This is a genomic window from Bradyrhizobium sp. P3_C3 (assembly GCF_056402655.1).
On record NZ_JBFUGY010000002.1, the window covers coordinates 25,324 to 47,719 of the forward strand.

25 protein-coding genes and 1 pseudogene are annotated in these 22,396 nt (G+C 64.4%); 17 read left to right on the forward strand and 9 right to left on the reverse strand.

What is annotated here, in order from left to right:
- Positions 1-34: 34 nt before the first annotated feature.
- Together AC1DW2_RS02645 and pobA are read right to left on the reverse strand one after the other, a co-directional pair.
- Positions 35-454, reverse strand: coding sequence for a PaaI family thioesterase (locus AC1DW2_RS02645; RefSeq protein WP_477005163.1), 420 nt, complete (start codon positions 452-454; stop codon positions 35-37).
- Positions 455-685: 231 nt separating this feature from the next.
- Positions 686-1,855 carry a 4-hydroxybenzoate 3-monooxygenase gene (pobA, locus tag AC1DW2_RS02650; protein WP_477005164.1) on the reverse strand — a complete coding sequence of 390 codons (1,170 nt, stop codon included), beginning with the start codon at positions 1,853-1,855 and terminating at the stop codon, positions 686-688.
- 260 nt (positions 1,856-2,115) lie between these two features.
- Here pobA and AC1DW2_RS02655 point away from each other — a divergent pair, with 260 nt between their 5' ends.
- The 9 genes from AC1DW2_RS02655 (at position 2,116) to AC1DW2_RS02695 (ending at position 11,083) form a co-directional block, all read left to right on the forward strand.
- A complete protein-coding gene (locus AC1DW2_RS02655) occupies positions 2,116-3,132 on the forward strand; it encodes a TRAP transporter substrate-binding protein (RefSeq protein ID WP_247316117.1) in 1,017 nt (338 codons plus the stop codon).
- 234 nt (positions 3,133-3,366) lie between these two features.
- Positions 3,367-3,876 carry a TRAP transporter small permease gene (locus AC1DW2_RS02660; RefSeq protein ID WP_071916740.1) on the forward strand — a complete coding sequence of 170 codons (510 nt, stop codon included), beginning with the start codon at positions 3,367-3,369 and terminating at the stop codon, positions 3,874-3,876.
- Positions 3,877-3,878: 2 nt separating this feature from the next.
- A complete protein-coding gene (locus AC1DW2_RS02665) occupies positions 3,879-5,198 on the forward strand; it encodes a TRAP transporter large permease (RefSeq protein WP_071916741.1) in 1,320 nt (439 codons plus the stop codon).
- 12 nt (positions 5,199-5,210) lie between these two features.
- A complete protein-coding gene (locus AC1DW2_RS02670; RefSeq protein WP_477005165.1) occupies positions 5,211-5,672 on the forward strand; it encodes a DUF3237 domain-containing protein in 462 nt (153 codons plus the stop codon).
- Positions 5,673-5,919: 247 nt separating this feature from the next.
- The gene (locus AC1DW2_RS02675) at positions 5,920-6,729 is read left to right on the forward strand and encodes a crotonase/enoyl-CoA hydratase family protein (protein WP_071916743.1); all 810 of its coding nucleotides are present in this window, start codon (positions 5,920-5,922) and stop codon (positions 6,727-6,729) included.
- On the forward strand, positions 6,726-8,609 hold the full coding sequence (locus AC1DW2_RS02680) for a feruloyl-CoA synthase (RefSeq protein ID WP_477005166.1): 1,884 nt from the start codon (positions 6,726-6,728) through the stop codon (positions 8,607-8,609). The genes AC1DW2_RS02675 and AC1DW2_RS02680 overlap by 4 nt, the downstream gene beginning before the upstream one ends.
- A 25-nt stretch (positions 8,610-8,634) precedes the next feature.
- Positions 8,635-9,396 carry a 3-hydroxyacyl-CoA dehydrogenase gene (locus tag AC1DW2_RS02685; protein WP_038933541.1) on the forward strand — a complete coding sequence of 254 codons (762 nt, stop codon included), beginning with the start codon at positions 8,635-8,637 and terminating at the stop codon, positions 9,394-9,396.
- 25 nt (positions 9,397-9,421) lie between these two features.
- Entirely contained in the window at positions 9,422-9,841 is a 420-nt protein-coding gene (locus tag AC1DW2_RS02690) for an acyl-CoA thioesterase (RefSeq protein ID WP_071916745.1), read from the forward strand.
- A 90-nt stretch (positions 9,842-9,931) separates the two neighbouring features.
- Positions 9,932-11,083 carry an ABC transporter substrate-binding protein gene (locus AC1DW2_RS02695; protein ID WP_071916746.1) on the forward strand — a complete coding sequence of 384 codons (1,152 nt, stop codon included), beginning with the start codon at positions 9,932-9,934 and terminating at the stop codon, positions 11,081-11,083.
- A 254-nt stretch (positions 11,084-11,337) separates the two neighbouring features.
- Here the strand turns inward: AC1DW2_RS02695 and AC1DW2_RS02700 are convergent, their stop codons facing one another.
- Together AC1DW2_RS02700 and AC1DW2_RS02705 are read right to left on the reverse strand one after the other, a co-directional pair.
- A complete protein-coding gene (locus AC1DW2_RS02700) occupies positions 11,338-12,066 on the reverse strand; it encodes a glutathione S-transferase family protein (protein ID WP_477005167.1) in 729 nt (242 codons plus the stop codon).
- A gap of 68 nt (positions 12,067-12,134) precedes the next feature.
- Positions 12,135-12,395, reverse strand: a complete 261-nt coding sequence (locus tag AC1DW2_RS02705; RefSeq protein WP_477005168.1) for a hypothetical protein — start codon at positions 12,393-12,395, stop codon at positions 12,135-12,137.
- Positions 12,396-12,508: 113 nt separating this feature from the next.
- Here AC1DW2_RS02705 and AC1DW2_RS02710 point away from each other — a divergent pair, with 113 nt between their 5' ends.
- Together AC1DW2_RS02710 and AC1DW2_RS02715 are read left to right on the forward strand one after the other, a co-directional pair.
- Complete coding sequence (locus AC1DW2_RS02710; RefSeq protein ID WP_135214676.1) at positions 12,509-13,207, forward strand: helix-turn-helix transcriptional regulator; 699 nt, start codon at positions 12,509-12,511, stop codon at positions 13,205-13,207.
- A gap of 5 nt (positions 13,208-13,212) precedes the next feature.
- Positions 13,213-13,536, forward strand: a complete 324-nt coding sequence (locus AC1DW2_RS02715) for a YkgJ family cysteine cluster protein (RefSeq protein WP_477005169.1) — start codon at positions 13,213-13,215, stop codon at positions 13,534-13,536.
- Here AC1DW2_RS02715 and AC1DW2_RS02720 read toward each other — a convergent pair.
- Complete coding sequence (locus tag AC1DW2_RS02720) at positions 13,533-13,946, reverse strand: hypothetical protein (protein ID WP_028148857.1); 414 nt, start codon at positions 13,944-13,946, stop codon at positions 13,533-13,535. The two genes, AC1DW2_RS02715 and AC1DW2_RS02720, sit on opposite strands and share 4 nt — an antisense overlap.
- A gap of 309 nt (positions 13,947-14,255) precedes the next feature.
- Positions 14,256-14,603: a DUF3307 domain-containing protein gene (locus tag AC1DW2_RS02725; protein WP_038942474.1), complete on the reverse strand. Its 348-nt coding sequence runs from the start codon at positions 14,601-14,603 to the stop codon at positions 14,256-14,258.
- Positions 14,604-15,005: 402 nt separating this feature from the next.
- Here AC1DW2_RS02725 and AC1DW2_RS02730 point away from each other — a divergent pair, with 402 nt between their 5' ends.
- From AC1DW2_RS02730 to AC1DW2_RS02745, 4 genes and pseudogenes are all read left to right on the forward strand, one after another.
- Positions 15,006-16,451, forward strand: coding sequence for a TAXI family TRAP transporter solute-binding subunit (locus AC1DW2_RS02730; RefSeq protein ID WP_477005170.1), 1,446 nt, complete (start codon positions 15,006-15,008; stop codon positions 16,449-16,451).
- A gap of 114 nt (positions 16,452-16,565) precedes the next feature.
- A pseudogene (locus AC1DW2_RS02735) lies at positions 16,566-16,783 on the forward strand (hypothetical protein).
- Between the two features lie 159 nt (positions 16,784-16,942).
- A complete protein-coding gene (locus AC1DW2_RS02740; RefSeq protein WP_085403539.1) occupies positions 16,943-18,052 on the forward strand; it encodes a cyclic nucleotide-gated ion channel in 1,110 nt (369 codons plus the stop codon).
- A 12-nt stretch (positions 18,053-18,064) separates the two neighbouring features.
- Complete coding sequence (locus tag AC1DW2_RS02745) at positions 18,065-18,850, forward strand: enoyl-CoA hydratase/isomerase family protein (RefSeq protein WP_085403538.1); 786 nt, start codon at positions 18,065-18,067, stop codon at positions 18,848-18,850.
- Here AC1DW2_RS02745 and AC1DW2_RS02750 read toward each other — a convergent pair whose 3' ends face one another.
- On the reverse strand, positions 18,851-19,285 hold the full coding sequence (locus AC1DW2_RS02750; protein ID WP_477005171.1) for a DUF6157 family protein: 435 nt from the start codon (positions 19,283-19,285) through the stop codon (positions 18,851-18,853).
- 17 nt (positions 19,286-19,302) lie between these two features.
- Entirely contained in the window at positions 19,303-19,947 is a 645-nt protein-coding gene (locus tag AC1DW2_RS02755; protein WP_354175988.1) for a glutathione S-transferase family protein, read from the reverse strand.
- A gap of 84 nt (positions 19,948-20,031) precedes the next feature.
- Here AC1DW2_RS02755 and AC1DW2_RS02760 point away from each other — a divergent pair, with 84 nt between their 5' ends.
- Both AC1DW2_RS02760 and AC1DW2_RS02765 read left to right on the forward strand, forming a co-directional pair.
- The gene (locus AC1DW2_RS02760; RefSeq protein ID WP_477005172.1) at positions 20,032-21,015 is read left to right on the forward strand and encodes a helix-turn-helix transcriptional regulator; all 984 of its coding nucleotides are present in this window, start codon (positions 20,032-20,034) and stop codon (positions 21,013-21,015) included.
- A gap of 138 nt (positions 21,016-21,153) precedes the next feature.
- Positions 21,154-21,387, forward strand: coding sequence for a hypothetical protein (locus tag AC1DW2_RS02765; protein ID WP_477005173.1), 234 nt, complete (start codon positions 21,154-21,156; stop codon positions 21,385-21,387).
- A gap of 56 nt (positions 21,388-21,443) precedes the next feature.
- Here AC1DW2_RS02765 and AC1DW2_RS02770 read toward each other — a convergent pair whose 3' ends face one another.
- On the reverse strand, positions 21,444-22,391 hold the full coding sequence (locus AC1DW2_RS02770) for a fatty acid desaturase (RefSeq protein ID WP_477005174.1): 948 nt from the start codon (positions 22,389-22,391) through the stop codon (positions 21,444-21,446).
- Between the last annotated feature and the right edge of the window lie 5 nt (positions 22,392-22,396).

Consider the following 22,396-nt stretch of genomic DNA (forward strand, 5'->3'; position numbering starts at 1 on the left):
CTTCGCGCCGCACCGCGTCCGGGACACGAGATCTCTACCCCTTCTTCGGCACCACCCTGAACGTCCCGCTGGCCCGCGCGATCACGGCTTCGTCGGCCTTCACCAGGCATTGCGCGAAACAGATCGTCTTGCCGGTCCTGATCACGTCGCTCTCGATCGCGAGCCACTGGCCGATCTCGGCGGAGCCGACGAAATCGACCGTGAGCGAGATCGTGACGAACGAGGTGGTCCAGTTCGTCATCTGCGCGCAGCTATAGCCCATGGCGTTGTCCGCGAGTGCGGCGATGAGGCCGCCATGGATCAGGCCGCGGCCGTTGGTGTGCGGCTTGGCGAGACGCAGGCCGATGATCACGGCCTTGTCGGTCTTCTTCGCGTAGAGCGGCTCCCACGGCTCGGTGAGCGGACTCTTGCGCGAAAGCGGCTCGAAGCCGTCGGGGATGTCGGTGTCGGTCATAGCGTGTCTCGTGTTGCTGGCTGGCGCCATTGAACGCGATGTGGATGACGATTTCATCGCCTACAATGTTTTAAACGGAATTTGCGTGGGTGTTTGAAATGATGCTCATTGTTGAGAACAGTGCCGTAGGGTGGGCAAAGGCGCGCAGCGCCGTGCCCACCGTCCCTCACCGAAGGTAGTGCTGGTGGGCACGCTACGCTTTGCCCACCCTACGGCACCGACGGCACCGTCCTAAAACGGCAGCCCCACATAATTCTCCGACAGCGACGTCATCGCGGCCTGCGACTGCGTGACGTAGTCGAGTTCGGCGAGCTGGATGCGCCCGCCGATGGTGCCGGTGTCGGGGAATTTGTGCAGCATCGAGGTCATCCACCAGGAGAAGCGCACCGCTTTCCAGACCCGCGCCAGCGCCGTGGCGGAATAGGCATCGATGCCGGCGTTGGATTTCTCGTCGTAGAATTCGCGAAGTGCGTTCGACAGATAATGCGCATCGCTGGCAGCTAAGTTCAGCCCCTTCGCGCCGGTCGGCGGCACGATGTGGGCGGCGTCGCCGCACAGGAACATCCTGCCGAATCGCATCGGCTCCGCGACGAAGCTGCGCAGCGGCGCGATGCTCTTCTCGATCGAGGGGCCGGTGACGAGACTGTCGGCCGCCTCCTGGTCCAGTCGGCGCTTCAGTTCGTCCCAGAATCGGTCGTCCGGCCACTGGTCGACATGGTCGTCGAGCGAGCACTGCACATAGTAGCGGCTACGGTGTGTCGAGCGCATGGTGCAGAGCGCGAAGCCGCGAGCGTGGTTGGAATAGATCAGCTCGTGGCTGACCGGCGGCGTCTCCGAGAGGATGCCGAGCCAGCCGAACGGGTAGATCCGCTCGAACTCCTCGATCGCCGTGGCCGGGACGCTGGCGCGGCTGACGCCGTGAAAGCCATCGCAGCCGGCGATGAAGTCGCAATCGATCGTGTGGGTGACCCCGTCCTTGACATAGGTGACGCGTGGCCGACTGCCGTCGAAATCATGCGGCTGCACGTCCTTGGCCTCGTAGATCGAGGTGAGACCAGCGGCCTTGCGCGCGTTCATCAGGTCGAGCGTGACCTCGGTCTGGCCATAGATCATGACCGTCTTGCCGGTCGCGGCCTTCATGTCGATGCGGTGACGGCGGCCGGAAAAGGCGAGCTCGATGCCTTCATGCACCAGGCCTTCGGCATGCGCCCGCGCGCTGGCGCCGATCTGGTCGAGCAGCGCGACGGTTCCCTCCTCGAGGAGGCCGGCACGGATCCGGCCCAGCACGTAGTCCGGGCTCTGCCGCTCCAGAATGACACTGTCGATGCCGTATTGGTGCAGAAGTTGCCCAAGCAACAATCCGGCCGGCCCGGCCCCGATGATTGCGACTTTTGTCCGCAATACTTGCTCCTCCCGATCCTGTAGGTTTTCGCCGCGGCTCGCTTGTCGTGTCGGTCCGCGCAAGATAATTATATCATATAATCGTTGGGCAAAAGGGGAGTGCGCCCGAGCAGCGACAAATCCATGCAACATGGCTGACGTAGATGACGCGGCGGCACGCCGCGCCAGTTCCGGCTTGAACGCGCCGGCAAATTAGATAACATGTTAATTAATGAGACCGGGCCATCGAAGCCCGCCGTCGAAACAGGGAGAGACGACCGATGAGGAAAGCCTGTCTGGCGTTGCTGCTGGCAGCAAGCGTGAGCCCCGCGTTCGCGCAGGACAAGACCTTCGACCTGAAGGTTTCGCACTGGGTGCCGGCGTCGCACCCGCTGCAGAAGTCGCTGGAAGACTGGGTGGCCGCGGTGAATAAGGATTCCGGCGGCACCATCACGGGCAAGGTGTTTCCCGCCCAGCAACTCGGCAAGGCATTCGACCATTACGACATGGCGCGCGACGGCATCGCCGACGTCACCTACGTCAATCCCGGCTATCAGCCCGGCCGCTTCCCGATCGTCGGCGCCGGCGAATTGCCGTTCCTGATCTCGGACGCCAAGGGCGGCTCGATGGGCCTGGACGCCTGGTACCGCAAATATGCCGAGAAGGAGATGAAGGACGTCAAATACTGCCTCGCCTTCGTCCACTCGCCTTCGTCGTTCCATTCCAAGACGAAAAAGATCGTGATGCCGGAGGACGTGAAGGGCCTGAAGATCCGTCCCGCACACGCCACCATGGCGAATTTCGTCACCTCGCTCGGCGGCACCAATGTGCAGTCCTCTGCGCCCGAAGTGCGCGACATCATCGAGCGCGGCGTCGCCGACGGCGTCACCTTCCCCTGGGGCTCCCTCGTGCTGTTCGGCATCGACAAGGTGACCAAGTACGACATGGAGGCGCCGCTCTACACCACGACCTTCGTGTTCGTGATCAACAAGGACAAATACAGCGCAATGTCCGACAAGCAGAAAGCCGCGATCGACAAGAACTGCTCGACCGAGATGGCCGGCGTGGTCGGCGAGCACTGGGGCAAGTTCGAGGATGCGGGCATCGACAAGGTGAAGGCCGAGACCGGTCACGAGGTCTACAAGCTGACGCCGGAGCAGACCGCCGCCTGGAAGAAAGCCGCCGATCCCTTAGTCAAGACCTGGGGCGACGGCGCCAAGAAGGCCGGCGCCGATCCGGACGCGGCGCTTAGCGAGCTGAAGGCGTCGCTGAAGAAGTACAACGCGCTGGCGGAGTAGCGCCAAGCTGCGGCCGCGGCCGGCTCTCTTCTTCCCCCTCTCCCCGTTCTTACGGGGAGAGGGTTGGGGTGAGGGGCTGCTTCCGCAGAGACGGTGACAGCTCGATTCGCGGAGAGTCCCCCTCACCCGAATTCGAGCGACGCTCGAATTCGACCTCTCCCCGCAAGCGGGGCGAGGTGAAGTGCGCGGCGAGACCGAGATCAAACAATGACAGCACACGACGTGACACCTCCCATGAAGCGCTCCTGGATGGACCGCATCATCGACACGATCGAATGGATCGCGGCCGGCTTCGTCGGCATCGTCGCGCTCGACATCTTCCTGTCGGTGCTGCTGCGCAACACGCTGAACTACTCGATCCCCGACTCGTTCGATATCGGTCGCATGCTGCTCGGCATTCTCATCTTCTGGGGCATCGCGGCGACGTCCTATCGCGGCACCCACATCACGGTCGACCTCGTCTGGGGCAATGTCGGGCCGCGCTATCAGCGCTGGATCGACGTGTTCGCGACGCTGGTGCTGCTGTTCGTCGTCACCGTGCAGACCTGGACGCTGTTCGACAAGGTGCGCGGCACCTACAACGACAACGTCCAGACCTTCGACATGCACATGCCGACCTGGCCGTTCTTCGCGGTCGCCTGGATCGGCGACGTCTCCGCGGTGCTGCTGATCGCGATCCGCACCTACCGCCTGATCTTCCATCCCGAAGACATGCACGATCCCAAATTGAAGGCGACGGAGTAATCATGAGCACCGATGCCGTCGCCTTAATCGGCTTCGTTTCCCTGTTCGTCCTGATGCTGCTGCGCGTGCCCGTCGGCATGGCCATGGGCCTCGTCGGCGTGACCGGCTTCGCCTATCTCGTCAACGGGACGGCGGCGCTGAAGCTGGTCGGCCAGACCTCGATGCGCACGGTCACCGACTACACCTTCGGCGTCATCCCGATGTTCCTGCTGATGGGGTCCTTCGTCAGCAATTCAGGCATGAGCCGCGAGCTGTTCCGCGCCGCCAACGGCTTTGTCGGGCATCTGCGCGGCGGGCTCGGCATCGCCACCGTCGGCGCCTGCGGCGGCTTTGCCGCGATCTGCGGCTCCTCCGTCGCGACCGCCGCGACCTTCTCCGCGGTCGCCTATCCCGAGATGCGCCGCTTCGGCTATCCGCAGTCGTTCGCCACCGGCGTGATCGCCGCCGGCGGCACGCTCGGCGCGATGCTGCCGCCGTCCACCGTGCTCGCGGTCTACGGCATCATCACCGAGCAGGACATCGGAAAGCTCTTCATCGCCGGCATCATTCCGGGCCTCCTGGCGATGACCATGTACATGATCACGATCTTCCTGATCGGCCATTTCCGCCCGGACTTCCTGCCCAAGGGCAAGGTGCTGCCGTGGCGCGAGCGATTTGCGGGCCTGAAGGACATCTGGGCGCCGGTCTTGCTGTTCGTGTTCGTGATTGGTGGCCTCTACGGCCTGCCCTTCCTGCCGCGCTTCACGCCGACCGAAGCCGGCGGCGTCGGCGCCGCGGGCGCCTTCATCATCGGCGTTGTCACCGGCCGGCTCGACCGCGAGAAGATCCTGGCCTCGCTGCTGCAGGCGACGCGCACCGCGGCCGCCGTGTTCACCGTGCTGATCGGCGCGCTGATCTTCGGCTACTTCCTCACGGTGACGCAGACGCCGCAGAAGGTCACCGAATTCCTCACCGGTCTCGGCCTCGGCCCCTACGGCGTGCTGGCGCTGATCATGGTGATGTATCTCGTGCTCGGCTGCCTGATGGACGCCATGGCGATGATCATCCTCACTGTGCCGATCATCTTTCCCGTCATCACGCATCTCGGGTTTGATCCGATCTGGTTCGGCGTCATCATCGTGATGACCGTCGAGCTCGGCCTGATCCATCCGCCGGTCGGGATGAACGTCTTTGTCATCAAGAGCGTGGTGAAGGACGTTTCCTTCTCCACCATCTTCAAGGGCGTGATCCCGTTCGTGGCGACGGACCTGGTGCGGCTGGTAATTTTGATCGCGTTCCCGCTGCTCGCGACCTGGCTGCCGACACGGATGATGGCGCACTGACGAGGTGAAGCGATGACCACACCGCTGCTCGAGACCAAATACGTCTTCACCGTCACCGCAAAGATCGGCGACGTCGTCACCGCCGGCGAGACCGGCATTGGGGTCCGCCGCATCATCCCGATTATCGGCGGCGAGGTGACGGGCGCGATCACAGGCAAGGTGCTGCCGTTCGGCGCCGACTTCCAGACCATCCGCCCCAACGAGCTGATCGATCTCGAAGCGAAATACGCCTTCGAGACCGATGACGGCGCCATCGTCTATGTCGAGAACAAAGGCATGCGGTTCGGCCCGGTCGAGCTGCTGCAAAAGCTCAAGCGCGGTGAGCCGGTCGATCCGAAGCTGATCTATTTCCGCACGGTCCCGAAGTTCGAGACGGGGCACGAAAAATATCGCTGGCTGATGGAGCACATTTTTGTCGGCTCAGCCGCACGTCATGCCGACCGCGTCGTGATCGACGTGCATCAGGTGGTGTGAGAAAGCTGCCACCTCGTCATTGCGAGCGCAGCAAAGCAATCCAGCATCTTTCCGCGGAGGGACTCTGGATTGCTTCGCTGCGCTCGCAATGACGGAGGCAACAGCAGCGTATCACAAGGCCGTAGAGACCCCTGACCGCCGGATGAGATCCAGGCAATTCAATCCCCGCCGGGGGTGATATCCTCCCCGCCCTCCTTGACTCCCCCAGAATTCGTTATAGAACATAACTATTCTGACAAGGACGCAAATGACACAGGGAAACGCCGAGACCGCTAACGCGGGCGCCTCCGGGCTTTTGAGGATCGAGCGGGCGGACCGGGTTCTGACCGTGGGCCTGAACCGGCCGGCCAAGCGCAATGCGCTCAATGACGGCATTATCCTCGAAATCGGCGAGTGCTTTGCCTCCCTGCCCGAGGATATCGGCGCGGTCGTCATCCACGGCATCGGCGATCATTTCTCCTCCGGCCTCGACCTCTCCGAGCTTCAGGACCACGACGCGACCGGCGGCCTCCTGCATTCCCAGATGTGGCACCGGGTGTTCGACCGCATCCAGTACAGCCGCGTGCCCGTGATCGCTGCGCTCCGGGGCGCGGTGATCGGCGGCGGGCTGGAGCTGGCCTGCGCCGCCCATATCCGCGTCGCCGAGCCCTCGACCTATTTCGCCCTGCCGGAAGGGCAGCGCGGCATCTTCGTCGGCGGCGGCGGCTCGGTGCGGCTGCCGCGGCTGATCGGCGTTGCCAGGATGATGGACATGATGCTGACCGGCCGCGTCTACAGCGCGACCGAAGGCGCCTCCTACGGCTTTACGCAATACGTGACGGAGGCCGGCAACGGGCTCGGCAAGGCGCTGGAGCTTGCGACCAAGGTCGCCTCCAACGCGCCGCTGACGAACTTCGCCGTGCTCCAGGCGCTGCCGATGATCGCGGAGGCCAATCCGCAGGCCGGCCTGCTGATGGAATCGCTGATGGCAACCGTTGCGCAGAGCGACAAAGAGGCAAAACGCAGGATCCGCGAATTCCTCGAACACAAGACCGCAAAGGTGAAGCCGAAGTCATGAGCGGACAGCCGTCCTCTTCCAGCATGGAGCGCGGCGCGAGCACTTCCCCGCTGCGGCCCATTTCGTTCGGCGATCCCGTCGTCAACATCGAGCGGCGCGACGACGGCACGATTTACCTGCGGCCAAAGCAGCCGCTCGGCGACTATCCGGTCCGCCTCACCGACCGCTTGCATCATTGGGCGACGACGACGCCGGACCGCGTCTTCATGGCCGAGCGCGAAGGCGGCCGCGGCTGGCGCAAGATCACTTACGCCGAGCTGCTCGCCGCCAGCCGGCACATTGCCTCCGGCCTGATTGCGCGCGGCCTGTCGGCGGAGCGGCCGGTCGTCATCCTCTCAGGCAATTCGATCGACCACGCGCTGCTCGCGTTCGGCGCGTTCTATGCCGGAATTCCGTTCTGCCCGGTGTCGCCGGCCTATTCGCTGGTGTCGAAGGATTACGGCAAGCTCTCTTACCTGATGAAGCTGCTGACGCCCGGCCTCGTCTTTGCCGAGGACGCCGGCAAGTTCGCGGATGCGCTCGCCGCCAATGTCACGCTCGGCACCGAGATCGCCGCGTCCTGGGGCAGCGTGCCGGGCCGCGACGTCACCCTGCTCGCCGACCTCATGGCGACGCCGCTCCACGGCGATCTCGACGCGATACACGACAAAATCGGCCCCGACACGATCGCAAAGTTCTTGCTGACGTCGGGCTCCACCGGCAATCCCAAGGCCGTCATCAACACCCAGCGCATGATCTGCGCCAACCAGGTGATGCTGCGCGAGACGCTCGCCTTCCTCAAGGACGAGCCGCCGGTCATCATCGACTGGCTGCCCTGGAATCATACCTTTGGCGGCAATCACAATATCGGGCTGACGCTCTACAATGGCGGCTCGATGTATCTGGACGCCGGCAAGCCGGTGCCGGGCGGCATCGAGGAGACCGTGCGCAATCTCCAGGAGATTTCGCCGACGGTCTATTTCAACGTGCCCAAGGGCTATGAATCGCTGCTGCCGTATTTGCGCGACGACCAGGGCCTGCGCGCAAAGTTCTTCGACCGCCTGCACGCGATGTTCTTCTCGGGCGCCGCGCTGTCGCCGTTCGTCTGGAACAGCCTCGACGAGCTCGCGGTGAAGGAGAAGGGCTACCGCGTGCCGATGCTGACGGGCCTTGGCGCCACCGAGACCGCGCCGTTCTTCATGTCGGTCAATCCGCGCACCAGCCGCTCCGGCCATGTCGGGCTGCCCGTGTCGGGCAATGACGCCAAGCTGGTGCCGAACAACGGCAAGATGGAAGTGCGTGCCAAGGGGCCGAACGTGATGCCCGGCTATTGGCGCCAGCCCGACATCACCGCGAAATCCTTCGACGAGGAAGGATTCTACAAGATGGGCGACGCGCTCAAGCCCGTCGATCCCGACGATCTCAACGCCGGCTTCGATTTCGACGGCCGCGTCAGCGAAGACTTCAAGCTCGGCAGCGGAACCTGGGTCAGCGTCGGCCCGCTGCGCGCGCGCTTCGTCGCGGCCTGCGCGCCGCTGGTGCGCGACGTCGTCATCGCCGGCATCAACCGCGACGAAATCTCCGCGCTGGTGCTGCTCGATCTCGACGGCTGCCGGCTGATCAACCCGACGCTGCCGGCCGACGATCTCACCGTCACCGCCCGGGACCGGCTGGTGCGTGAAGCCTTCCACGAGCGCCTGACGCGCTTTCTGGCTTCGGCCACCGGTTCCTCGACGCGGATTACGCGCGCGATCCTGCTGGATACACCGCTTTCGATCGACAAGGGTGAAGTCACCGACAAGGGCTCGATCAACCAGCGCGCGGTGCTGGAACATCGCGACGCGCTGATCGAGGAGCTCTACGCTGCCAATCCATCGGACCGTGTGATATCGGTCGGCTAAGAAACCATCGCTACAGGAGAACGCCATGTTGTTGAAGGATCAGGCAGTCATCGTTACCGGCGGTGCATCGGGACTGGGCGCGGCGACCGCGCGAAAGCTGGCGGCGCAGGGCGCCAAGGTCGCGGTGTTCGACCTCAATGCCAAGCTCGCGGAGACCGTCGCCGCCGAGCTCAAGGGCGTCGCCGTGACCTGCGACGTCTCCGATGCCGCCTCGGCTGAAGCTGCGATCACGCAGGCGACCAAGGCGCATGGACCCGCGCGCGTGCTGGTGAACTGCGCCGGCATCGGCGTCGCCAAGCGCGTGGTCGGCCGCGACGGGCCGATGGCCCTTGCCGATTTCGACAAGGTGATCAAGGTCAACCTCATCGGCACCTTCAACATGCTGCGCCTCGCCGCAACCGAGATGTCCAAGCTCGAGCCGCAGGCGACCGGCGAGCGCGGCGTCATCATCAATACGGCGTCCGTTGCCGCCTATGACGGCCAGATCGGCCAGTCGGCCTATTCGGCCTCCAAGGGCGGCATCGTCGGCATGACGCTGCCGATCGCGCGCGAGCTCGCGCAGTTCGGCGTCCGCGTGCTGACGATCGCGCCCGGCCTGTTCCTGACGCCGCTGCTCGCCAACCTGCCGCAGGAAGCCCAGGACTCGCTCGCCGCCGCAATCCCGTTCCCGCGCCGGCTCGGCCACGCCGATGAGTTCGCCGCGCTCGCGCTGCACATGGTCGAGAATTCGTACCTGAACGGCGAAGTGGTGCGCCTCGACGGCTCGCTGCGCATGGCGCCGAAGTAAGGCGCAACGAAAGCAAGGCCATCGCATGTTCGTGAACCGGCGCGACGTCCAGATCCAGTGGGGCGACTGCGATCCCGCCAACATCGTCTATTACCCGCGCTATTTCGCGATGTTCGACGATTCGACCTCGACCCTGTTCGAGGTCGCCGGCTTCTCCAAGCAGGACCTGGTCCGCAAATACGGCCTAGTGGGTATCCCCATGGTCGATACGCGGGCCAAGTTCTACATCCCCTCGACCTATGGCGACTGGATCACCATCGAAACGAGGATCGAGAGCATCAAGCGCTCGAGCTTCGAGGTGAAGCACAGCGTCTACAAGGGCGAGGCGCTGGCGCTCGAGGGTTTTGAGACCCGCGTCCTGGTCGGCCGCGATCCCGTTAACCCCGACAAGCTGAAATCGGCACCGTTTCCGGCCGAAATGGTAGCCAAATTCACGGGGAGCTAGGTCTGGAGCTAAATCGCCGCATCACCAAAAGAGGGGGCTGAATTACCCCCCGATTTCTGCTTTCAAAGAAACACGTCAAGGGAGGAATAGATGAAACGCTTTTACCTGACCGCCGCCTTCGCCGCGGCGACGCTTGCCCTGCCGGCTCTGCCTGCGCTGGCCCAGACCAGCGAAATCACCATCGGCATCACCACCACCACGACCGGCCCGGGTGCGGCGCTCGGCATTCCCGAGCGCAACGCGCTGGAATTCGTGCCGAAGGAGATCGGCGGCGTGCCGCTGAAGGTGATCGTGCTCGACGACGGCGGCGATCCCACCACGGCGACCACCAACGCCCGCCGCTTCGTGACCGAATCCAAGGCCGACATCATCATGGGCTCGGCACTGACGCCGCCGACCATCGCGGTCTCCAACGTCGCCAACGAGGCCGGCATTCCGCATTTCGGCCTGGCGCCGTTCCCGATCACGCCTGAGCGCATGAAGTGGTCGGTGGCGATGCCGCAGCCGATCCCGATCGTGGGCAAGGTGCTGTACGACCACATGAAGTCGAAGGGCGTGAAGACCGTCGGCTATATCGGCTATTCCGACTCCTATGGCGACCTCTGGTTCAACGACCTGAAGGCCCAGGCCGTGCCGATGGGCATCACCATCGCCGATGAGGAGCGCTTCGCCCGCCCTGATACGTCAGTGACCGGACAGGTGCTGAAGCTCGTCGCCGCCAACCCCGACGCGATCCTGGTCGGCGCTTCCGGTACCGCGGCCGCGCTGCCGCAGACCGAGCTGCGCGAGCGCGGCTATCAGGGCCTGATCTACCAGACCCATGGCGCCGCCAGCATGGACTTCATCCGCATCGCCGGCAAAGCAGCGGAAGGCGTGCTGATGGCCTCCGGTCCCGTCATGGACCCCGAGGACCAGCCCGACGAGGCCGCCACCAAGAAGCCGGGCCTCGCGCTCAATACCGCCTATGAGGCCAAGTACGGCCCGAACAGCCGCAGCCAGTTCGCCGGTCATTCCTATGATGCGTTCGAGATCCTCAAGCGCATCATTCCGACGGCGCTGAAAACCGCAAAGCCCGGCACGCCGGAATTCCGCGAAGCGATCCGTCAGGCGCTGCTGTCGGAGAAGGAGCTGGCAGCGAGCCAGGGCGTCTACAACTTCACCGAAAAGGACCGCTACGGCCTCGACGAGCGCTCGCGCATCCTGCTCACGGTGAAGAACGGCAAGTACACGCTCGTGAGATAAGGTGCGGCGAAAGTTTCGAGACGACGAGAGCCGGCCTGATGGCCGGCTCTTTTGTTTTTCTTCTGGGGCGAATTGCCTACCGAGGTCGTCATGCCCGGGCTTGTCCCGCCTGCGCGGCCGAAGCCGCTTCGGCGCGGCGAAGGCCCGGGCATCCACGTTCTTTGCACCGTACCGCAAGGCGTGGATGGCCGGGACAAGCCCGGCCATGACGATGTGGAGAGTTCAGCGCCTCGAGAACTACGGTCTTGTGAGCGCTAAGCCGCCTGCCGCAGCGGGGTCCAGGCGAACTCCGGATAATAATCGTCCATCATGCGATCGACATAGGCGGTGAGGTTCGCAAATCCCTCGGCGCGCTGACGCAGGCCGGATTCGAAGAAGGGCGTCAGGATTCCGGCGAGCGCGCCGAAGGCGGTGGCATCGACACCGCAGGGCTTGTTGCCCATCAGGTAGGCCTTGTCGCCGAGCTGGACCGAGAGCGCGAACAGCGAACGTACCGCGAGATCCACATCGTCATCGGGCGCGTGGCGGCCTAGGCCCGAGAGCAGATAGTTCTCGGCGACACGGAATTGCGCATCCTCGCGCAACTTTTCGCGATTGTGCTCCGGCGCGCCGTCGAAGAAATGCGCGGGCCCCTTGGCGAAATTGACCGGATCGACCCAGCGCGCCCCGACCAGCGCCCAGTAGACGTGATGCTCGATCATGCGCTCGAACGCCCAGGCCTGCGCCCGCTCGGTCAGCGACAGCCCGGCGTCGAAATCGAAGCCATAGCGGCGCTCGATATGGGCGCGAATGAAGGTGGAATCGGCCACCGCCTCGCCGCCATCGTCGATGAACGGCAGCTGCCCCTTGGGCGAGGCCGGCGGCATCGCCCGCTCCTTCCGATAGGGCAGTCCCGCCATCTTGAGCTGCACCTCGGTCTTGGTGACGAAGGGGCTGATTTCCGGCAGGCCGAAGCCGGCGCCAAAGCCATAAAGCGTGATCATGCGAACTCTCTCCTGGACCTGCGAAATTTGGGCTTGCGAAATTTGGGCTTGCGAAACTTTGAGGGAACCTAGTGACCGGCTGCTGCCACCATGGTGGCAGCAGCCGTGATATCTTCTGCGAAACGGGCCCCCCGCCAGGCGTGGGCCATGACATGGCGGGCCAGCGCGTCCGCAGCCTGCGTCAGCAAGCGTGCCATCACGCTTGCGAGAGCAAATCGGAGGTCGACGGCCATGAGATCGAGCGAAACGAGACGGCTGAGCGCCCAGGCGGACCAGACCTGTGCCCGCAACATCGGAATCGCCGGGCCGAAATGGGTTGGAATGATCATGGACAAATCCTCTTCAGTCGATGTGTTGTCCCGGTATAGACACCCCCTGCTGCCAACATCCTGTCAGCAGCAGCGCGCCATTTTCTGATCCGTCACCCGATAAGAGAATTGCCATGAGACGCGCCGACCGGCTGTTTCAGATCATCCAGGTGCTGAGGCGCACGCGTAAGCCGCTGACCGCGGACGCGATCGCGGCCGAGCTCGAGACCTCGAAGCGCACCATCTATCGCGACATCGCAACCTTGATCGGCCAGCGCGTGCCGATCCGCGGCGAAGCCGGGATGGGCTATATCCTCGAGAAGGGTTTCGACCTGCCGCCCTTGATGCTGACACCCGACGAGATCGAGGCGGCGGTGCTGGGCGCGCAATGGGTCGCGGGCCATGCCGATTCCGCGCTGGCACGCGCGGCCGAAGATTTGATGGCCAAGATCGCCGACACCGTGCCTGAGCGCTTGCGTCCCTTCGTGCTGGAGCCGGCAAGCCGCGCGCGGCCGAGCTGGAACAGGGAGCCGGATCGCCTCGACATGGCGCGCACGCGCACCCAGATCCACGAAGGCAAGAAGATCATGCTGCGCTATCGCGACGAGCAGGGCCGCCCCAGCGAGCGCATGATCTGGCCGATCTCGGTCGGCTATCTCGAAGCCGTGCGCCTGCTTGCGGCCTGGTGCGAGCTGCGCGGCGACTTCCGCAGCTTCCGCACCGATCGCGTCGTGGATGCGAACTATCTCGACGATAAATATCCGGAGCGGCGCGACGTGCTGCGCGCAAGATGGCGGCAGAGCCTGGTCTGGGGCCCGCCGAAGGACACGTGAGCGCGATGGAAGAGACCTCCCCCGTCGACCTGTCGAGCTGGTGCCAGAGCTGCGGCGCCTGCTGTGGCTATTCGGAGAACTGGCCGCGCTTCTCGATCGAGAGCGACGAGGAGCTTGCCGCAATCCCCGAGACGCTCATCAACGCGCGCCAATCCGGCATGCGCTGCGAGGGCGATCGCTGTTCGGCGTTGCGGGGCGAGATTGGAAAGCAGACGGCCTGCGGCATTTACGAGGTCCGGCCGGAGGTGTGCCGCACCTGCATGCCGGGAGACGCCGAATGCGCGATGGCGCGGCGGAAATTCGGACTGCCGGTAATCGAGGCCGCTTAGGCTGGAACGGCTACAGCTGGAACGGCTTCGCTGACCTCGTCGTCGAACCCGTCCTCAAGCGGTGCAAGCACCGAGAGCGGCTTGGTCGACAGCGTGATCGGCTTGCGGCCCCCCGACAGTGACGGCGACGATTTGACCGTGCTTTCGCGCGACAGCGCGTAGAGCGTCGAGCCGACGCGGCCACCGTTGTCGATCAGGTCACGCTCGTTGCAGCTGGCTGCGATCGCGACCGCCAGCGAGTGCAGATGGCTGCGGCGATAGCAGAACAGCGCCAGCCTGGCGCGCGCGTCAGGGGAAACACTCTCAACCAGCCTCGGCAGGCCACTCTCGCTGGCGCGATACATCTCACCAAGGAGCTCGTCGCGGACCGGGCAGAAATCGCTTTCATATGCGTCGCGGCTTGAAAACATTGCGGTTCTCCTCGTTGCCGAAGATGCAGCGCAATTCTCTAATGAAAGGTTAACCACGCCGCCCGGTAGTCACCCGGGGTCCTTGCGCCCTCGTCGCGAATCGGAGGCGCCCGAATGGGGGTCGGGCCACCACATCTGAGCCGATAAGTCGGGACGCCAATGCCTCCACGGCGTCATGGCCGGGCATAGCCGTCCGAAGGACGGCGTCGCTTCCGCTCGCCTTTGTCCCGGCCATCCACGGCTGGCCACGCGGCATGAAGAACGTGGATGCCCGATGCCGATCGACGACTATCCGCGGGCCCGCCGGCCTCAGTTCGCCGCCATGAAGATGGAAAGGCCGAAACCGGTCAAATGATGCAGGGCCTGGTCGACGCCGATCAGGGTCCAGAACCAGGGATGCGCCAGGTCGACACCGAAATTGGCGGAGACGAACCCCTTGGCACGGTCGATGGTGATGTGGATCGCGAAGTCGATGAACGCGACGAACCAGAATCGCGGCGCCACGATCAGGATCAGCGGCAGCGCAACCGCGAGGTGAATCAGGCAATGCACCAGAAGCGGCAAAGCCCAGCCGTGCTTCTGGTCCTTGCCGTGCGCCATCCAGGCGGTCTGGAGCACGAAATCGGCGATGATGTGCTTGAAGGTGAGCAGCAACATCCAGCCAATGAGCGCTTCGACCGGAACCGCCGATGACATGGGTGGAAACGACAAGCTGACGCCCTCATTGACGTGACAAGAAAGATCGGAGCGTTAGCGCAACTTCTTTTTGGACCGGTCAAATCGCCGGGACGTGTGATTTATGACATCTCCCGCGACGGAATGCAGCCGGGGGGAACTGGAAAATCGCCAACTGTGGCTAACTGGTGATAGGATGACCAATCGCCGCGGCCAGATCGAGTAAGGTTACCTCCGGCTCGAATTTTGCATCCCGGCATCGGCGCGCTATCATTGTCGGCAGAGAATATCGTTCTTTTTTCAGACGTTTAGGAATTGCAGGGCGCCCGCCGCGATCGCATCCGCGAGCCGTCCGCCACTCAGGAATAGGGCCGGAGTGCTGCCATGAGTACTGAAGGCCCAACCTCGTCACCGACCGAACCGCCGCCGCGGCGCCCCAAGGTGATCAAAACCAATCAGCAGCAGGTCCTTCTCTACGTCGTGCTGACCCTGCTGCTGTCGCTCGCCACCGTTTGGGGCGGCCGCGCCATGCTGCACAATTCGGAGACGCTGACCTTGGCCGTCGGCACCCCCAACAGCGACGAAGCGCTGTTCGCCGCCAAGCTCGCCACGCTGCTGAAGAACAACGCCTCGCGCTTCCGGATCAAGATCGTCAACAACGCAGACAATGCCAAGGCGCTCGCACAGTTCGACCGCAAGCAGGCCGACCTCGCCGTCCTTCGCACCGACGCCAAGGTGCCGCTGCGGGCGCGCACGCTGGCGATCCTCGAACACGATCTGGTGCTGCTGCTCGGTCCCGGCAACAAGAAGATCAAATCGCTCGCCGAGCTGAAGAAGAAGAAGGTTGCCGTCCTCGCCGAGAACGAATCCTCGCTCGCCTTCGTCCGCAGCATCCTCGACATCTCCGACGGTCCGGATGCCGCCAGGATCCAGATGGCGCCGCAGGGTGCGACGCTCGAGAAGCTGTTTGCACCGGCGAGCGGCTTTGGCGCGGTGATCGCCATCGTCCATGCCTCCAGGGCAGTGCGGGACAAGGCCTATGAGCAGGTCGCCAAGCGCGGCGGCTTCACGCTGAACGCGATCGACGAGGCCAAGGCGCTGGCGCGCAAGATTCCCGGCATTTCCAGCGAAACGCTGACTGCGAGCACGCTGTCTGCGTCGCCGGAAATTCCCGACGACGACCTCGACACGATCGGGCTCGAATGGCTGCTGGTCGCGCAATCAAGGATGTCGGCGAGCACGGCGGGCGAGCTCGCGCGCGTCGTCTATGAGAACAAATCCGCGCTCGGGCTCGACAACGGCTTCGCCAGCCGAATCGAGCCGGCCTCCGTCGAGAAGGATGCCTACGTGATGGCGCATCAGGGGGCGGCCGACTACATCAACGACGACACCAAGTCGTTCATGGATAAGTACAGCGACCTGATGTATCTGGGCGCCGCCGCGCTCAGCGTGATCGGCTCGATCTTCGCCGCGATCTACGCCAAGATTACCCGCATCGCGCCGGAGAAGGCTGGCGAGCTTTCCACCGCCGTCCTCGACGTCGGCGAACGCATCGAGCACGCCCATTCGCTGGACCAGCTCGAATGTCTCCAGGACGAGCTGGAGGGCATTCTGCGCGGCGCCGTCATAGGTCTCAGAGACGGCACGATCAGTACCGACGGACTCGATACGTTCAAGCTCGGCTACGAGTTCGTCCGCGACGAGATCGGCATGCGCCGCGACTATCTCAAACGCCACTGCGGCGAGGCCGACAAGGTCGCCCAGGATACGGCCCCTCCCCAGCAGGACGAGAGCAAGATCGTCGTGGTGAAGACAGCTCAGAGTGCCTGACCTATCGATTTGACGGCTTTCGCAGCGGCGCCTTGCCGCGAATCCCCGGGCTGAAACCGGGAACCGTCCCCCATCCACAACCGTTTGCTCCCGGATACAACCGGAGCACGCGCGATGCGTACACTCCTCGTCATAATCCTTCTGGGCATGCTGGTAGCGGCTGGATATTTCGCCTATTCCGCAATGGCGATCGAGGGCGAGCCGATCCCGACGGAAGGCTATGTGGCGTTGGCGCTGGGAGCGGGTTTCGCCATCGTCGTCGGCATCGGCCTGATGATGTTGCTTTTTTCAGCAGCCGCCGCGGCTACGACGAGCCGCCGCATTTCAGGTAGCGCCCCGGATCCACCATGGCACCGGGCTTGCCGCGTGCCTGTCCGACGATGCTGCGGGCAGCCCCCTGCCCGTCGTTGACGGCTCCTGCCCGGGCGGGCACTTTGGCGGCAGCGTCCCAGCCGGGACCGCAAGAGACACGACCGAGCCCGCCTTCCCGCATGTCCAAGCCGCTGATCCCCGCATTGGCCCAGTTCGTGGCCGCCACGGCCGGCCGCAACATGACCAAGGCGGCCTACGTGGCGGTCGGCCTCGGCGTGCTCAGCATGGTGCTGCTGACGGTCAACCCGGCCTACGAGACGGTGCACCGCTGGGTCGACGCCCTGCTATGGGCCTGCCTCGTCTATTTCGTGTTCGAATGGGTGGTCCGGCTGCGCCACATGGCACAAACGGGGCGCCTGTCGCTCTACATGACCTCCTCTGCCGGAGTGGTCGATGCTCTAGGCGCGCTGGCCGTGCCGGTCGCGCTCCTGATCGGCATTGAGCCGAAGACGGCGTGGCTGCTCAGCGTGCTCTGGGTGTTGAAGGTGGTGCCGGGCATTCCGGGCCTGCGGCAGCTGCGCCGGGTGCTGGTGCTGGAATCGGGGCCGCTGGTCAGCGTGCTCGTGATCTTCCTGATGGTGGTGTTCCTCGCTTCCGTCGCCGAATATTTCCTGGAGCGGGACGTGCAGCCGCAGACTTTCGGCAGCGTCCCCGCCGCGCTGTGGTGGGCTGTCGTCACGCTGACGACGACGGGCTATGGCGACGTCGTGCCGGTGACGCCGCTCGGGCGCATCGTGGCGGCGATGGTGATGATCTCGGGCCTCGGCGTGTTCGGGCTGTGGACCGGTATCCTGGCGACCGGCTTTGCCGCCGAGACCCGGCGCGACAATTTCCTCAAGACCTGGGAATCCGTCAGCAAGGTGCCGTTCTTCGCAGCGCTCGGCCCTGCCGCCATCGCCGACGTCACCCACATGCTGCGCACCATGGAGCTGCCGGCGCGCACCATGATCATCCGCAAGGGCACGCAGGGCGACTGCATGTATTTCATCGCCGCCGGCGAGGTCGAGGTCGACCTGCCCGGCAAGAAGGTCCAGCTCGGCGAGGGCGCGTTCTTCGGCGAGATGGCGCTGCTCGGCAACAACAAGCGCGGCGCCAATGTCTCGACCACGAAGGTGTCGCGGCTGCTGGTGCTCGACCTCGTCGATTTCCGCGTGCTGATGGCGCGGCACCCCGATCTCGCCGAGACCATCGATGCGGAAGCCAAGCGCCGCACACTCGAAAACAAATAAATGGAGACAAGAATGTCGGACACAGCCGACGCAGCCTCAGGCCCCGTGCTCGAACGCAACGGCGCACGCGCCACCATCCGCCTCAACCGGCCCAAACATCTCAACCGGCTCCAGGCCGAGGATCTCGGCGAGCTGGTCAGGCTTTTCGACCGGATCGAGGCCGATCCTGATATCCGCGTGCTGGTGCTGACCGGCACGGGGCGGGCCTTCTCGGCGGGCTATGACCTCAACTCGGTTGCCGAGCGCGCGGTCAGCGCCAACGAGCAGCAGAGCGCGGGCTCGGCGTTCGAGGTCGTCGTCAACCGGCTGGAGGATCTCGGCGTGCCGACGATCTGCCGGCTCAATGGCGGCGTCTATGGCGGCTCGACCGACCTCGCGCTCGCCTGCGATTTCCGCATCGGCGTCGACACCGCCGAGATGTTCATGCCGGCGGCGCGGCTCGGGCTGCATTACTACAGAAACGGCATCAAGCGTTACGTGACGCGGCTCGGCGTCGACAATGCGAAAAAGCTGTTCCTCACCGCGCAGAAGATCAGCGCGCCGGAGATGCTACGCATCGGGTATCTCACCGCCATGGTGCCGGTGGAATTCCTGGACGAGGAGGTCGACAAGCTCGCCACGGTTCTCGCCGGCAACGCGCCGCAGGCAATGGCCGGCATGAAGCGCGCCATCAACGAATTCGCCCGTGGCGAATTGGACGAAGCGGCCGCCGATCAGCGCCACCGCGACAGCATGCGCGGCGACGAGATCAAGGAGGGTATCAAGGCGTTCGCGGAAAAACGGCCGCCAAAATTCTGATCACGCCCGCTGCGACCGCATCGCGCGCACCTGCGTGAGCTTGGGATCGCGGACGAGCGCCTGGTAGCGTTTGCTGTCGACGGCGTAAATCGCGATCCGGCCCTCGCTGTCGGCATGAACGCCCCAGCCGAAGCGCTTGCCCAGGCTCGACGCCCTCATGCACGCCTGCCCCCGGGAAAAGAACGCTTCGCGGGCCGCATGCCTCTCCGTTTTCGTCGCCTTCACATCGAGCTCGCGTCCCGGCGCGGACGTCGCGAAGATCACGTCGTCGGAGGTGTGCTTGTAGGGTGCCTTGGCGATCATCTCGTATTGCAGGCACGCCACCGTCGGCTTTCCCGCGCGCAGCGGCGGCTCCTCGCCAGTATGCGCGGGACAGTCTTCAGCGACCCGGATGAAGGTGTTGAAGCAGTTGGTCGTGTGGATCGACTTTGTCATCTGCAACCCTGGATCATTCAACCACCTGCAGCCGCGGCATGCTGCGCCGCCATCTCATCGTCGGCGGCATTGATCCGCTGGAACGCGGGCCGCGAGGTCATGCGTTCGGCATAGCGAACGAATACATCTTTTTTCGGCACGATGCCGAACATCATCGTCCAGCTGAACGCGACACCCCACAAGATATCGGCAGCCGTCATCCGCTCGCCGAGCAGATACGGTCCTTTCGAAAGCTGCGCCTCGAGCGCGCCCAGCATGGTGTCGTAATCGGCATAGGGTGACTGCATGATCGGCGCCGGCTCGCGCTGCATGAACTTGTCGATCAGGGCCGGCTCGAACGATGCGCCGTAATAGGCGATCCAGCGCAGGTAGGGACCGCGCAGCGGATCGTTCAGTGCGGGCGTCAGCCCCGCCTGCGGAAACAGATCGGCGAGATAGATGGTGATCGCGACCTGCTCGGTCACCAGCGCCTCGCCGTGGCGGACCGCCGGCACCTTGCCGAGCGGATTGATGGCGAGATAGGCGCCCTGGCGCTGCTCGCCAGCCTTCATGTTGAGGACATGGAGATCGTAGGGCGCGCCCAGCTCCTCCAGCAGCACCCGCGTGCCCGTGGCGCGGCTTTGCGGTGAATAATACAGGGTGATGCGGTTTTGATCGGTCATAACAGGTCTCCATCTGGCCGGCTGGCGATGGCGCTTGTAGCGGACCATACCTGACATCCTGTGTCAGGTATGGTTTAAGGGATCATGCGCGCGAGCAGAATGCTGTCGATCCTCACCACCCTCCAGGCCAGGGGGCAGGTCACTGCGCCCGAGCTTGCGGAAGCCTGCGAGGTCTCGGTGCGCACGATCTATCGTGACATCGACGCGCTCGCGGCGTCCGGCGTCCCTGTCTATGCCGACCGCGGCGCGGAGGGCGGCTATCGCCTGCTCGACGGTTATCGCGTGCGTCTGAACGGCCTGTCGCAGAACGAGGCGGAGGCCCTCTTCCTTGCGGGACTGCCGGGACCGGCCGCGGCGCTCGGGCTGGACGCGGCGATGATCGCCGCGCAGAACAAGCTGATGGCGGCACTCCCTGCCAACCTTCGCGAAGATGCCGGGCGGATGCAGGAGCGTTTTCACCTGGACGCACCCGGCTGGTTCGGCGAGACGGAAGAGCCCAAACATCTGCGCACCATTGCCGGCGCGGCTCTGCGCGGGACGCTGATCAAGATCCGCTACCAGAGCTGGCGCGCGGAGAAGCAGCGCCGCGTCGCACCGCTCGGGCTCGTGCTGAAAGGTGGCAGCTGGTATCTCGCCGGTCACGTCGACGGCAGCACGCGCACCTATCGCATCGCGCGCGTGCTGGACTGTACCGCGCTCGACGATCGCTTCGATCGTCCCGCCGCGTTCGATCTCGCCGCCTATTGGCAGGCCGCGACGCTTCGCCTCGAAGCCGAGATGCATCCCAATGTCGCGATCGTGCGACTGTCGCCGTTCGGCGTCAAATTGCTCGACGCGCTGAGCCAGCCTTACGTCAAGGCGCGCACGCAACTTGAAGAGACCACGGATGCGGAGGGCTGGCGCATCGCGCGCGTGCCGACCGGCAAGACGTCATGGCACGCGGCATCCGAATTGTTGCGGCTGGGGTCCGAAGCCGAAGTGCTGGAGCCCGCCGATCTCCGCGAGAAGATGGCGGAGATGACGCAGGCGATGGCTGCGCGCTATCGCGTAGCGGCGCGAAAAGCCTGACAGCGGCGCATTTCGCCGAAGCCCACGAAACATTCCTGAAACACGATTCCTGCCTCGCGCCCTGAACGCGTTCGCGTCTCAGCCCGACGGAGAAGCAGGGACACAACAACGGCCTTAGCGCCACACTGGAGAATGAAAATGTTTCGTAAGCTTGCTCTTGGTCTGATCGCCGCTGGTTCGCTCGGTGTTGCCGCCCTCGCGCCCACCGCGGCATCGGCCCACGGCTTCCATCATCACTGGGGTCACGGCTGGGGCTTTGGCGGCGTCTACGTCAACACCGGCGTCAGCAATTGCTACCAGGAGCGCGTCGTCCGGACCCGCCATGGCCTGCGCGTCCGCGTCGTGAATGTCTGCGCCTACGGGATCTACTGATATCTGATGCCCTCGACAAAGCTCCGGTCGCACTGCGGCCGGAGTTTTGCATTGGGTTAACCAATCTGCCGATGCCGGCAAAACCAGGCCCAGGTCTCGCGCGTCGTCCTGATATAGCCGCGGCCGCGATGGACGATCTCGTCGTCGACGATCTCGTTCAGCTTCGGCAGCGCGTGAAACGGGATCGAGGGATAGGCGTGGTGCTCGACGTGGTAGGGCATATTCCACGCGAACCATTTGACGATCGCGCTGGTGTAGGTGGTGCGCGTGTTCTGGAAGGCGCTGCGGGTACGGTCGCAGCCGGTGTGCTCGGCATAGAGATAGGGCCGCAGGAAGGACTGCCCGATCACGAGCGGGACGATCCAGACCCAGAGCAGCAACGCTGAGGAAAACCACAGCGAGAGCGCGAGCAGCAGCGCATAGAGCCCGGCATAGGCGCGCGCCTCGCGCACGATGACGGCGCGCTTGTTTTCGGGAATCCAGGGCACGGTGACCTTGCCGGTGACGGCGTGGCCGAGCATCAACCGGAGGCGGCCGGCGACCTGAAGCAGGCCGCTATAGGCGAGCGCAAGCTGCGTGTCGGATGTCGGCTTCACGCCGACGATCAGCTCCGGGTCCTTGTCCGGATCCTGGGTGTAGCGGTGATGGTCCCAGTGAAACAGGCAGTAATATTCGTAAGGTTGTCCGATGATGAAGGCCGAGGGATAGCCGACCGCAAGGTTGAGGCCACGGCTCCTGAACGCGGTCTTGTGCGCGGTCTCGTGCAGCGCCATGAACAGGAAGGCGACGAAATAGCCCTGCACCGCCATCAGCGGCAGCGCCCATAACACGCCCCAGGCTGAAGAGACCTTCCAGACCAGCGCGCCGACCAGCACGACCAGGCCGTAATGGCTGAGACTTTTCGCAGCCCCCCTGAGATTGGAACGCACCGACAATTCGCGCAGCATCGCCGGGCTCAGTGGCTTCAGGCGATGGCCGGGCTCTGAAACGGTCGCGTCAGTCATGATCG